The 12,048-nt window shown below is 73.9% G+C and carries 8 protein-coding genes; 3 read left to right on the top strand and 5 right to left on the bottom strand.

The features are described from left to right. Positions 1–29: 29 nt before the first annotated feature. Genes KDY119_RS11080 through KDY119_RS11090 form a run of 3 tightly spaced genes read left to right on the top strand, consistent with a single transcriptional unit; the run spans position 30 to position 3,418 of the window. The gene (locus KDY119_RS11080) at positions 30–935 is read left to right on the top strand and encodes an ATP-grasp domain-containing protein (protein WP_153022308.1); all 906 of its coding nucleotides are present in this window, start codon (positions 30–32) and stop codon (positions 933–935) included. 6 nt (positions 936–941) lie between these two features. Further along, positions 942–2,231, top strand: a complete 1,290-nt coding sequence (locus KDY119_RS11085) for a glycosyltransferase (RefSeq protein WP_083890789.1) — start codon at positions 942–944, stop codon at positions 2,229–2,231. Then, on the top strand, positions 2,228–3,418 hold the full coding sequence (locus KDY119_RS11090; RefSeq protein ID WP_227994308.1) for a hypothetical protein: 1,191 nt from the start codon (positions 2,228–2,230) through the stop codon (positions 3,416–3,418). The genes KDY119_RS11085 and KDY119_RS11090 overlap by 4 nt, the downstream gene beginning before the upstream one ends. Here KDY119_RS11090 and KDY119_RS11095 read toward each other — a convergent pair. From KDY119_RS11095 to KDY119_RS11115, 5 genes are all read right to left on the bottom strand, one after another. Further along, entirely contained in the window at positions 3,415–5,184 is a 1,770-nt protein-coding gene (locus KDY119_RS11095) for a sensor histidine kinase (RefSeq protein WP_051136480.1), read from the bottom strand. The two genes, KDY119_RS11090 and KDY119_RS11095, sit on opposite strands and share 4 nt — an antisense overlap. Next, positions 5,181–6,248: a PIG-L family deacetylase gene (locus KDY119_RS11100; protein WP_036949605.1), complete on the bottom strand. Its 1,068-nt coding sequence runs from the start codon at positions 6,246–6,248 to the stop codon at positions 5,181–5,183. The genes KDY119_RS11095 and KDY119_RS11100 overlap by 4 nt, the downstream gene beginning before the upstream one ends. A gap of 95 nt (positions 6,249–6,343) precedes the next feature. Further along, entirely contained in the window at positions 6,344–9,739 is a 3,396-nt protein-coding gene (locus KDY119_RS11105; protein WP_153022309.1) for an ATP-binding protein, read from the bottom strand. Continuing rightward, positions 9,736–10,458 (bottom strand): DUF4194 domain-containing protein, encoded by a 723-nt coding sequence (locus KDY119_RS11110; protein ID WP_153022310.1) that lies wholly within the window; start codon positions 10,456–10,458, stop codon positions 9,736–9,738. The genes KDY119_RS11105 and KDY119_RS11110 overlap by 4 nt, the downstream gene beginning before the upstream one ends. After that, a complete protein-coding gene (locus KDY119_RS11115; RefSeq protein ID WP_194174185.1) occupies positions 10,455–12,026 on the bottom strand; it encodes a DUF3375 domain-containing protein in 1,572 nt (523 codons plus the stop codon). Before KDY119_RS11115 ends, KDY119_RS11110 begins: the two co-directional genes overlap by 4 nt. Between the last annotated feature and the right edge of the window lie 22 nt (positions 12,027–12,048).

The raw sequence follows: 12,048 nt of genomic DNA on the forward strand, positions 1-12,048 counted from the left end.
CGGCCCCCGCCGATGCCAGACTCGAGGACATGACCACCGTCCTCGTGACCGGTGCCGGCGGACCCGCGGGCGCCTCCCTCGGGCGTCAGCTCGCCGACCGTCACGACCGTGGCGGGCATCCCTACACCACCGTCGGGGTGGACCTCGCCGCGCTCCCCTCGGGCTCCTTCACCCGCACCGCCACGGTCGCGGCGGCGGCCGAGGCCGCGTACGCGCCCTCGATGCTCGCCGCTGTCCGCGAGGCGCGACCCGACCTCGTGGTCCCCACCGTCCAGGACGAGCTGCCGCAGGTCGCGGCCCTCGCGGAGCTCCTGGCGGGCGCCGGCAGCGCCGGAGCGCGCGTCGTCGTCGCCGGGGCCCGTGCGTCAGCCCTCGCTGCGGACAAGCTCCTCACGATGTGGACGCTCGAGAGGGCAGGCGTGGCCGTCCCCGCATACGCTGCCGCGTCGGACCTTCCGGACACCGAGGCGGCCCTGGCGCTCACCGGCGGCACCGCCGTCGTCAAGCCTCGCGTCTCCCGCGGCGGTCGCGGTGTCACCGTCGTCGAGCGGGCCGCCGACCTCGACTGGGGCGCCACCGACGCGTCCTGGCTCGTTCAGGCCTTCGTGGGTGGGCCCGAGTACGCCCCGCAGGTCTACCGCTCCCCCGTCACGGGCACGTCGACGGTCGTGGTGCTCGCCAAGACCGTCCTCAAGGAGGGGCGCGTCGGCAACGCCGCCGCAGCCGAACGCGTCCCCGACGGCGCACAGCCGGAGGTCGCCGCGCTCGCCGTCGCAGCCGTCGAGGCACTCGACCTCGTCGGGCCGGTCGACATGGACGTCCGCCTGGACGAGAGCGGACGGCCGTTCGTCCTCGAGGTCAACGGGCGGTTCGGAGCCCTGTCGGCCCATGCACCCGAGCTCCTCGACCGCGTCCTCGACGAGTGGCCGGCCTGATCCCCTATGGCGATCCTGACCTCGCTCGCCGTCGTCTTCGGCGCCATGCTGCTGGTCGTCGGGCTGGTGCGCCTCGTCATGACGCCGTTCGCCCTCGTGTTCGACGCGCGGGAGCGCCGGGACCTCAGACGGCGTCCCGGCCGCCTGGGCTGCTTCGACCGTCCACCCGCGGTGACCGTCGTGGTCCCCGCGTACGACGAGGCCGTGGTGATCGAGAACTGCGTGCGCGCGATCCTGCGCACCACGTACCCGCACCTCGACGTGGTGTGCGTGGACGACGGCTCGAGCGACGACACGTACGCACGCATGCAGCGGCTCGCCGCTCGACACCCGCAGGTGACGGCGCTGCGCCAGGACAACGCCGGCAAAGGGGCCGCGCTCAACACGGGGATCGCGGCCGCCCGGGGCGAGGTGCTGCTGCTCGTCGACGCCGACGGTCTGTTCAGCCCCGACACGGTCGCCGAGCTCCTGCGAGGGTTCCGGGACGAGCGGGTCGGCGCCGTGTGCGGCAACGACCGGCCCGTCAACCTCGACCACCTCCAGACCAAGCTCCTCGCCCTGATCAGCCACGTGGGGACCGGGCTCATGCGCCGGGCCATGGACGTCCTGCGGTGCCTGCCCGTCGTCTCGGGGAACATCGGGGCCTTTCGCCGCGAGGTGCTGGAAGCGACCGGACCGCTGCGCACCGACACCCTCGGCGAGGACCTCGAGCTGACCTGGCGCGTGTACGAGGCCGGGTACCGGGTCACGTTCGCGCCACGCGCTCTCGTCCACGCCGAGTCGCCCTCCACCCTCCGCGGCCTGTGGCGGCAGCGCGTACGGTGGGCGCGCGGCCTCGTCCAGGCCACCGACCTGCACCGCGGGATGATCGGGAACCCGCGCTACGGCGCGTTCGGGGCGTACCTCCTCTGGTCGACCCTGACCCAGCTCGTGGTCCCGTTCGTCCAGGTCCTGTTCCTCGTCCTGCTCGTAGCGCTGGTCGCTGTCGACGGCGACGGGTGGCTCCCGGCCTCGTGGTGGGCGTGGGTCGTCTTCCTCGGTCTGCCGCTCTCCGTCGCGCTGCTGGTGCTGGCCGTCGCGCTCGACCGTGCGCCACGTGACCTGCGGCTCCTGTGGACCTTGCCGCTGTGGCCCGTGTACTCGGCGATGATGTCGTTGGTGGTGCTGGACGCGGTACGACTCGAGCTCCGGGGGGCGGAGAACCGGTGGAACAAGCTGGAGCGGACGGGCACGGTGTCGGTGGAGGGTCTGGTGGACCCGCACGACGGCGCGGAACCACCACGCTCGTCGCCGTGACAGGAGTGCTCGTGGTCCTCGTCGGGCTCGCGGTGCTGCTCGCTCGGCCCTGGTCGGGTGGTCCGACGACGGACGCGTCGCCGTCGGCGCCGTCGCTGCGCCCTCCGACGCCCCACGACGAGGTTCGCTCCGTCAGCGTCGACTTCGACGTCGTGACCGACCCACGCACCGACTGGGACGCCGTCGACCGCCACCTGGACCAGGCGGGGGCCAACGCCGTCAACCTCAACGCGGGCCGGGTCGAGTTCACCGCGTTCGACTGGTCGGCGCACCCCGACGCCGCGGCCGAACCGGGAACCGACCACCTGGCCGTCGCGTCCTCGCACCTCGTCCACGCTCCGGACGGCACGCACCGTGCGATCAGCCTCATCGTCGACGCGTTCGTGCCTGCGTGGATCAAGGCCGACCCGTCGATCGCAGGAGTCGACCCGCAGGGCCGCCGGTCGACGCACATCGCCTCGGCGTCCGCGCTCTACGACGGTCCCGTCGGCGACCGGCTCGTCGCCTACGTGACCGCGCTCGGCCAGCGCTACGACCCGAGCACGATCGAGCTCACCGAGCTCTTCTTCTCCAGCTACACGTACGGGCCCGACGACCTCGCCCTCTACCGCCGACTGACCGGTGCGACCGACTGGCCACGCGCCGCCGACGGCAGCATCGACACCACGGACCCGTCGATCAGCCGCTGGCGCAACACCGTCATGACGCACCTCCTGCAGCGGACGCGTGCCGCGCTCGACGCCGTGCGCGACGGTGCGGGCCGGCAGATCGGTCTCACGCTCGACGTCCGCGTCGACTGGGACGACCCGGCCGCCGGGAAGCCGTACAACGGCCAGGACTATCGAGCACTGCTCGCGGGGGTCCGCGACCTCAGGCTCCAGCTGTGGGCCTACGTCGGCCGGCCCGTCCGCCCAGCGGCGTCGGTGGCCGGCCTCACCCGTTCGCTGGCGGACGCCGGTTACGACATGTCCCGGTTCATCGTCTCGGTGGGACTGTGGTCCGGTTCCTCGAGCGACAGCACGCAAGCCCCGATAGCCCCGGGCGTGCTGGACGTCGCGGTGCGCGGCGCGGCCACCAGCGGGGTCACCGACGTGAACGTCACTCCCTACGCGCTCATGACCGACGCGCACTGGGACGTGCTGTCGTCCGTGTGGGGCGAGACGGCGTCGGCGAGCCCGGCCCCCTAGCTCGCCCTCCCGGGCGGCGTCCCGCGAGCTGGAGCGAGGGGACGCAGGTCCACCACGACGGTCGTTCCCGCTCCGGGGGTGCTGTCGATGTCGACGTAGCCGCCGTGCGCCTCCACGATCGTCGCCACGATGGGCAGCCCGAGCCCCAGCCCGCTGACGCGCTTGCGCTGCGCGCTCCGGGCACGGAAGAACCGCTCGGAGACGTGGCGCACCTCGTCGCGGGTCATGCCGGGGCCGTCGTCGGCGACGCTCAGCCACGCGTCGTCGGGCCCGGGCGGGTCCGAGCCCTCGGGCGGAAGGACCGTGACGTCCGCACCGCGTCGCAGCGAGACCCGCACCTGCCCGCCTCGAGGCGTGAACTTGACGGCGTTCGCGAGGATGTTCTCCACGACCTGGCCCAGCCGCTCGGGATCGGACACGAACGGCATCCGCTCCGGGACGTCGACGGTGACGTCCACGCCGGCCGCGTCCGCCGTCGGCGCGAGGTTCGCGACCGAGCGACGCACGACCTCGGACGCGTCGGTCCGTTCCGCCGCGAGCTCGAAGGTCCCCGCCGCGACCTGGACTCCCAGCAGGAGATCGTTGACGAGCCGCAGCAGGCGGTGCGCGTTGCGGTCGACGACGTCGACGTACCCGAGCTGCTCGTCCGACAGACCGTCCGCGTCCAGGCGGAGCAGGTCGACGTAGCCGAGGATCGACGACAGCGGTGTACGCAGCTCGTGGCTGACCAGGCCGACGAACTCGTCCTGGAGCCGCTGGGCCCGGCGCTCCTCGGTCACGTCGGTACCGACGATCAGGTACCCGCCCTCGCCGTTGGCCACGTCGAGCGCGGGTCGCGGAGTGATGACGAGCTCGACCTGTCGCGCCGTCCCGTCGGGGAGCGTGAAGGTCCATTCCCGGCGCTCGCTCTTCCCGTCGACGGCGACCCCCATGATGGCGCGCTCGCGCGACGTCGCGTCGTCGGGCAGCCCCAGCTCGCGGCGTCGTTCCCGCAGCTGGTCCGCGTCGAACAGGTCGACGACGTCCGCCTCCATGATCTCGGCGACCTCCCGTCCGAGGACGGTGCCGGCGCCGGGGCTGCACGCGACGACCTTCCCGTCACGGTCGGTGCCGATCACCGCCTGCTCCGTGGCAGCCGCAACCATGCTCTGCATGAGGTCACGCGAGCCTCGGAGGCGCTCCGCCATGACGGCCAGCTCATCCCTCGCCGCGGCGAGCGCCTCGGTGCGTTCGCGCAACCGTTCGGTGATGCCGTACGACCCGATCGCGACGAAGGTGCCGATCAGCACCACGACGATCGCACGCGTCGTCGGCGGGGCGGCCTCCGGCCGCGCGACGTGGACGAGGACCGGCACGAACGACACGACGAGGACCCCGACGACGGCGAGGACGAGCCCGCGTGCGCCGGGCTGCAGCGCAAGGCCGACGACCGGGAGGAAGAGCAGCACGTTGAAGAAGCTCGTGACCTCCCCCGAGCCGAGCTCCAGGACCACGAGCGCCGCCATCTGGGTGAGCGCGAGCGCGTCCTGACGGCTCCGAGGCCACCGCTGCCACGGGCCGAGGCTGCCGACGAGCTGAACACCGGCGACCAGGACCGCGGAGACGGCCAGCAGCACAGGACGGGACGGCGCCGGGTCCACGACGACGGTGACGAGCACCACGGCGAAGCCGATCGTGAAGGGCGCCTGCCGGAAGCCGACGGCGTCGGGTTCGAACCAGCGCGCCGCGCGCGCCTCGAGCACGTCCAACCAGCTCGGTGTGCTCACGGCTTCGCCCGCGGCGTGTCCATCATCGCCTCGGTCGACGGCTCTGCCGGGGGCACCGCGCCCAGCGTCTCGCTCGCCCGTACCGTCTCGAGGGGCTCGACGGCATGCGCGGTCGTGAAGCGAGACCAGTACCGGGCTGTCGCGCGCACGAGCTCCGGTTCCATGTAGTCCCGGTGCGACTGCGACCCGTACGCGTCGAGCATGCGGAGCTTGGTCTCGACGAAACCGGTCACGTCGACGAACCGGTTGGGGGCGAAGTCCACCGTCGACGAGGGACTCTGGAAGCACCACAGGCTCGGCACTCGTCGCGCCGCCACCTGCACGGCCTCGTGCACGGCGCGATGGTCCTGGTGCCTGTCGTGGGGCCCGTGCGTGTAGATGCGGTCCGGGGCGACCTCCGTCACCACGCCCTCGATGGCGGTGATCACGCCGGCTGCAGGGTCCAGACGGGTGTCCGGGAAGTCGAGATGGACCAGTCGCGCGCCCACGACCGCGGCTGCGGCGAGCGCCTCCGCGTGGCGCACCTCGGCCTCGCCGCCGACGCCACCGCCCGACAGCGTGAGGATCACGAGCTCGTCCCCCGCGGCCGCGTGAGCGGCGAGGATCCCGCCGGCACCGATCTCGACGTCGTCCGGGTGCGCACCGACCGCGAGCACCCGCGTCGGCGAGCGCCCCTTCCTGCGTTCTCGCCCCGCTCGGGCCAGCTCGTTCGCCCGCTCGACGAGGCGGCTCGCCGTCACGGGCTTGACGAGGAACTCGTCGACGTCGCGGCGCAGCGCGTCCACGGCGTAGGCGACGCTGCCGTGCGCGGTCACGACCATGACGGGCAGGCCGGGCGCGAGGACGTGCGCCTCGGGCAGGATCTCCAGCCCGGAACGCCCCGGGAGCTCGATGTCGCTGACGAGGAGGTCGAACGGCCCCGCCGCGAGCTCTTCGAGCACGGCGCCCGCGCGATCGACGACGACCACGTCCATGTCGCCGTAACGCTCGAGCGCGATGCGCGTGAACGCGGCGGCGTCCGGGTCGTCCTCGACGACGAGCACGCGGTACCGGTCGTCGGCCACCCCTGCTCCTTCCGCGCGCCTTCGGCCACGTTAGCGTGCTCGAGGGGCGCTCACCTGCGGAGGCCTCGGTCGGGGACCCAGCGTGCTCGAGCGCTTCACTCCCCCACGAGCGTCACGAGGCGGGACCTCCCGCCCGCGTCCTTGATCGCCTGCAGGACGACGTCGGCGTGGGGCTCGAGGGCGCTCACCTTGTCCAGCGGCGCGCCCACGACGAGCTGGAAGCCGAGGCCCCGCCACGCCCCGACCGCGCGCCCGGCGAACCGGGCGTCGGCCTTGATGAACGCCTCGTCGAGGAAGACCGGCGCGTAGCGGGGCCTGGCGGCGCCCGCGTCGCCGAGCTGGTACCGCAGCGCCGCGCCGACGATGAACGCGACGAGCTCCTGGGACTCGCCGCCGGACTTGCCGGCGATGTGGTCGTAGACGCTCACGTGGTTGCCCGCCAGGTCCACGCACTCGGCGCTGATCCGGACGTGGTCGCGCACGTCCACGAGCCGGCGCCGTTCCGGGCTGTCGGGCCGGATCCGGTCGATCAGCCGGGCCATCCGCGCGTAGCGGCGCTCGTGCTCGGCGATCGGGACGTCGCCGGCGGGGGCGGTCGCGAGCTCGCGCAGGAGACGCCGGAACGACGTGACGTCCTGTCCCTCGACCGGGGTCGCCGTGATCCGCAGCCGGTGCTCGTCGTCGCGGAACGGCAGGGTGGCGAGGATCGCGTTCACGGGCTCCATCCGGTCGCGGATCTCCGCGGCCGCCTGCGCGATGCCGTTGTTGAGCCGCGTCAGCTGGTCCCCGGACATCTGCCGCAGGTGGGCCGACCACTTCTCGCGCAGCCGGTAGAGCTGCTGGTACTCGAGCTCCTCGTAGACGCGGAGGAAGTCCGCGTACGCGCCGTCGGGGTCGGCGCTCCGGTTCGGGTCGGGCCACGCGTCCTCGAACCGCTCGAAGATCGCCGCGAGGGCTGCGCGGCCCGCGCGCTCGGCCTCGGCGGCGCTCTCCTGCTCGTGGTGGAGCTCGCGCGCGACGGCGGCGACGGCCACGAGCAGGTCACCGAGCCCGCGACCCTCGGCGCCCGCCCCGCCCGACCAGCCGACCTGGACCATCAGCGCGGACAGGCGCCGCGCCTGCTCGCCCGTGAGCTCGACCCCTTCGGCGTCCGCGCGCTCGACCGCGTCCGCGACCTGGTCCACCTGGTCGCTGAGCTGCGCCCATGCCTCACCGAGCTCGGTGACGCGGTTCTGAGCGGCCGCGCGCTCCCGGTGCAGCTCGTCGAGCCGAGACCGCAGCTCGGTCTCCTCGGCCTTGAGCGCGCGGAGCACGTCCGAGCCGGCGACGAGGGCCTCGAGGAGCTCGCGCCGCTCGGCGAGACGCTTCTCCGCGCCGGCGACGTCGACGTCCTCCCAGCCGACTCGTAGCGCCTGGCTGTACGCGACGAAGTGGTCGGCTTCCGCCTTCAGCCGGAGCTTGGCGCCGGCGAGCGCCTCCGCAGCCAGCCGGAGCTCGTCCTGCGCCGCTTCGAGCTGCTCGCCGAGACGTTCGAGGCGGCGGTGGTTGCTGAAGCCGAGCACCGACGGGCGGCCCTGACCACCGTGCGCGCCCCGGCGTCCCTCCGCCGTCTGGCCGGTACGGGTGAGAGCACGGGGGTGTCGCGCCAGCTCGGAGGGGTCGTCCACGCACACGTAGGCGAACCGCTCGGCGAGCCGGCCCGCGAGCCACCCCCCGAACGGCCCCGCCTTGATCTCGAGCCGACCGGGCAGCAGCGAGCGGTCCTGCTCCTCGTGGAGCGGCAGGCCTGTGCGAACCCCTTCGTAGTGGACGCGCACGGACGTCGGGACGGCGTCGATCGCAGCGCGGAACGCGGTCAGCCGGTCCTCGTCGACCAGGACGGTGACGGCGAACCCGCCGAGCGCGAGCCCCGCCGCCTCACGCCACGGCTCGTACTCGCCGCGCACCTCGAGGAGCTCGCCCACGAAGGGGAGGTCCTCGGTGCGCAGGCCCGCGGCCCGTGCCCACGCTTCCCGTGCCTCGTGCAGCTCACGGGGCACGTTGCCCCGACGCGCGCGGAGCGACGCCTGCTCCCGCTCCAGCTCGGCGATGGTGCGGCCCGCGTCCTTCTCCCGGGCGCTGGCCTCGACGACGGCCTCGGACAAGGCGTCCGTGTGGCGGTCCCGTTCCTCCCGGTAGGCCCGCGCGTCCGCGTGCAGCGCATCGAGGTCCCGCCGCGACCCGACCTGCCGTTCGAGGGGTGCCAGGTGGGTCTCGAGCTCCGCGCGCGCACGGCGCGCCTCGGCGACCCGCTGCTCGGCGGCCCGCACCTCGCGCTCCGCGGCCTCGATCGCGTCGCCGCCGTTGCGGCGCTGGTCGGCGCGCACGCGTTCGAGCTCGACGTCGGCCGCGTCGATCCGCTGCGCGGCGACGGCGACCCGCTCGGCCGCGGCCTTGTGCTGGACGCGGTTCTCCGCCTCGGCGGCACGCAGCAGGTCGAGCTGGGTGCGGTCGCGCCAGGCCGTGAAGGGCGTCGGCGCGTCGTCGGACGGCTCGAGGCCGAGCGCGTCGACGACGCGACGCGAGGCTGCGGCGGCGTCGATCGCAGCCCGGTGCTCGAGCATGGGTCGCAGCACGTCCACCTGACGCTGCGCGGTGTCCATCTCGGCGCGGACCTCGCTCAGCTCGTCGAAGTGGTCGACGGCGCGCTCCGCCACGCGGATGGTCTCGGGCTCCTCGAGCACCATCGCCTTGTACAGCGAGTCGACGGTCGTGATCTGCTGGCCGGCCTGGATGCGGCCCAGGAGCTGCATCGCCTTCTCGCCCTCGCCCGCGGCCCCGATGCCGAGCGCGGCGTGCAGGCGGGCCGCGAACGCCTTGTCCGTGTCGAAGGCCGTGAGCCCGGCCGCGGTGAGCCCGGATCTCGCGAACCGCTGCGCGACGAGCGGCTCGAGGTCGCGCAGGTCCAGCTCGCGCTCGACGACGGCGCGCACCGCCACGGTCTCGTCCGTGCGCTGCGCGGTGCGCGGCACGTACCAGGCGCGCAGCGCCGTGAAGCGCTCCTTCGACTGGGAGGTCCAGGTCATCGCGATGGCCGACCACGTGTCGGAGGTCTCGCCGCGCAGCACGCGGTCCTTCGCGGCCGCAGCGCCGGCGGCGCGCTGCTCGTCGAGCTTCCCGCGCGCGTACGAGACGACGTTGCGCTGCTCCTGGCCGCGCGCACGTCCGCTCGTCGCGGTGTTCGAGGCACCGTTGAACGGCGTCGTGTGGCTCATCATGAGCGCGATGTACGCGTCCAGGAGGGTCGACTTGCCCGAGCCGGACGCCCCGGTGAGCAGCGTCGTCGTGCCTGCGAACCGCACCTCGTGGTGACCGTGGTAGCCGCCCCAGTTGACGAGCTGCATGGACGTGGCCGTCCACTGCCGTCCGTCCGACGCCGTCGGGATCAGCCCGAACAGCGACTGCTGCATGCGCGGCGCGTCCTGCGCCGTCTCGGTGCTCGTGAGGGTCATGCCGAGACCTCCTCGTCCTCGTCGACGGCGTCGTCGACGTCGTCCGCGGCGTCGTCCGCACCGCGAGACCCGTCGGTGGCCGCGTCGCCGCCCCCGCGCAACCACGTCGTCAGCGCCCGCAGCCGCTCGACGGGCAGCAGGACCTCGACGACGGGCTGCACCCGGTAGCGTCCGTCGGCGACCTCGTCGAGCACGTGCTCGCGCACGAGCGCACCGATCGCGTTGTCGATCTCCCGGCGGCGCGCGGCCAGGTTGGTCTCGCCCGCGGGCAGGAAGCCGAGCGCGTAGTCCACGAGCTCCTCCGCGTCGACGTGCGCGGCCCGCTCGCCCGCGCCCTGCTCCTGCCGGAACCGGTTGCGCACGAACAGCATCAGCAGGGTCTCCACCCGCTTGTACGGCTCGTCCTTGAGCAGCACGGGCACGTTCAGGCCGGGCTCGCGGACCTGCCGCTTGTACGCGATCTCGTAGTCGCGGTCGACGACGAGCTCGACGAACATGTCGTGGCAGCGGGACGCGAGGACGTTCTGGTGAGCCAGCAGCGCCTTCCACTCCGCCGGATGCCCGGCCGCCGACAGGTAGCGCCGTTGCAGCACGAGCGCGAGAGCGCGGCGCGCGTCGTAGGGCAGCACGCCCGTGTCCCCCGCGAACAGCGCGGGGACGTCGTCCTCGATGTCGGTGGGGTCGACGAACGGGCCGGACGGCGGTGCGACCTCGGTCATGCGGGCGTCTCCATCTCGTCAGGGTCCTGGGCGGCGCCATCCTCCGGCAGCGCGACCGGCACGGCCGGGACGACGATCGTGCGGGTGCTGCCGTCGGCCCGCTCCGTCACGACGCGCCGGAGCCGGACGGCCGGGACGTCGCCGTCCTCGAGGAGGGCGTCGAGCGCACCGGGCGCCGCGAGCTCGAGGTAGCCGAGCAGCTCGACGGGCCGGCGCAGCTCGGGCGGCCCGGCGGCGAACACCTCGTCGACCGTCACGTCCCCGCGCTCCCGCACGACGCGGGCCAGATGCGCGACCGTCTCCGCGTAGCGCGGGCCGCCCATGCCGAGCAGCCCGCCGAGCAGCTCGGCGGCGCCGTCGAGCTCGTCCGGCTCGTCGTCGAGGCCGGCGAGCGCGTCCGGCGGCGTGTCGGGCCGCAGGTCGTGGAGCTGCGCACGGAAGCGCCCGAGCCGGGCCCGCTCCAGCCAGCGCAGCGGCTCCACCCGGGCGGCTCGCCCCGTCGAGCCGAACCAGTCCGCCATCGCCGCGGTCGCCTCGCGCAGGGCGCCGTCGAGCTCGCGGTCGCGGAGCGGGTTGTGCACGGTGAGCTGCTGCGTGATGGTCCTCGACGCGCGCGTCTGCGCGTCGAGGACCGCGTCGACGGCCGCGAGCAGGCGGGCGTGCAGGGTGCGTACGGCCTCGCGCCGTTCCACGGGCACCGTGTCGGCGAACGGGTGCGCCAGGACGGCGCGCACCCGCTCGTCGAGCTGGCCGAGGAGCCGGGGGTCGCGCAGCAGCTCCATCGCGCCCGCGAACGCGCGCCCCTCGGGTGTGCGCTGCATGAGCGTGTCCGACGCGTCGAGGTAGCTCCCGAGCACCTCGCCGGTAGGGCGGTCGTCCTGGCGCAGGCCGGTCACGATGCTGCGCTGCAGCTCGGCGATCGACTCGGCGACCCGCGCGAAGTCCGCGGGGAGCTCGCGCACCAGAGCGGCCACGTTGTCGAACTGCTCGAGCAGCCGGTCCTCCGGCGTCTCGACCACGGGCCCGCCGCCCTCGAGACGCCGCAGCTCGGCCTCCGCCGTCGCGAGCTCGTCGCGCGTCCGCGCGATCTGCTCGCGCAGCGCACGCTGCTGCGACTCGCGGTCGGGGCGCGCGTCGCGAGCGAGCCCCTCGAGCGCGACGAGGAGCGTGCGGATGCGTGACTCGCTGACGAGCGCCCGGGCGCCCTGGGTCCGGTCGACGAACGCCAGCGCCTCCGCGGCGTGCGAGCTGACCCGGTACTGCTCGACGCCGCCGTCGTCGAGCGCACGCACCAGCCACCGGTCGCGCACCCACCGCGAGCACAGCGCGCGTGCCGCGTCGGCCGGGACGTCCTCGTGACCCGCCGAGCGTGCCTCGGCGAGCAGGTCCTCGACCTCCACGTGCATCTGCTCGGTGGGCACGGTGGCGCGACCCGGGCTGAAGATCAGCGACAGCAGCGCGACGACGAGCGGCCCCTCCTTGCGGTGCAGCAGCGCGAGCGCGGGCGTGCCGAACGCGCCCCGGCTGCGCGCCAGGGCGGCGTCGAGGCGCACGGTCCCCCCGGGCACGGGTGGCAACGGCTCCGACGAC

The organism is Luteimicrobium xylanilyticum, from assembly GCF_009429125.1.
Taxonomy (GTDB): domain Bacteria; phylum Actinomycetota; class Actinomycetes; order Actinomycetales; family Cellulomonadaceae; genus Luteimicrobium; species Luteimicrobium xylanilyticum.